This window comes from Candidatus Avoscillospira sp. LCP25S3_F1 (assembly GCF_052117125.1).
Taxonomy (GTDB): domain Bacteria; phylum Bacillota; class Clostridia; order Oscillospirales; family Oscillospiraceae; genus Avoscillospira_A.
The window spans coordinates 1-729 of record NZ_JBQKJT010000062.1 but is presented as its reverse complement, the minus strand read 5'-3'; the positions used below and the strand labels follow the sequence as shown (position 1 = coordinate 729).

Here is a 729-nt window from a genome sequence, read left to right as displayed (position 1 = left end):
ATAGACCACCTCGTCGTCCTCTCGCAGCAGCTTTGCTGCCACGGTGATATCATGGACATTGGCTGCCGTCACCTCCACCGTGTGGACAAATCCGCTGCCTGCATCTACGCCCGTATGGCATTTCATGCCGAAGTGCCACTGGTTACCCTTCTTTGTCTGGTGCATCTCCGGGTCACGCTCTTTTTTCGCGTTCTTTGTAGAGCTGGGAGCGCTGATGAGCGTGGCGTCTACGATGCTTCCGCCACGCATCATCCGCCCGGCGCGCTCCAGGCAGCGGTTAATCGCGTCAAAGAACAGCTTCCCCAGTCCATGCTCCTCCAGCAGATGGCGGAACTTCAGCAGCGTTGTGGCATCCGGCACGTCCATTTCCAAAAAGTTAATCCCCATGAATTTTCGCATGGCATAGCTGTCGTAGATGGCGTCCTCCACCCCTTCATCTGACAGGGTAAACCAGCACTGCAGCAGGTACATCCGCAGCATAATCTCGATCTCAATGGGTGGACGGCCGTGCTTTCCCGATGGATAGTAGGGAACAATTAGCGACACCCACTCGTCCCACGGGATGATTTCGTCCATGATTTCCAGAAATTCCTCACGCCGGGTCTTTTTCTTCCGCTGGCTGTATTCGTAATCACTGAAACTTTGCTGCTTCATTTCTGCACACCGCCTTTTTTCTTATGCCATTATAATACCATTTCTTTTGTGTCATTGCATTAAATCAGCGGTTCC

The 729-nt window shown here is 52.8% G+C and carries 1 protein-coding gene; it reads right to left on the bottom strand.

Annotation, left to right across the window (positions count from 1 at the left end; translation table 11 throughout):
- A partial coding sequence (locus tag ACTQ33_RS17100) for an IS5 family transposase (RefSeq protein ID WP_441465688.1) occupies positions 1–654 on the bottom strand: 654 nt, incomplete at its 3' end.
- Between the last annotated feature and the right edge of the window lie 75 nt (positions 655–729).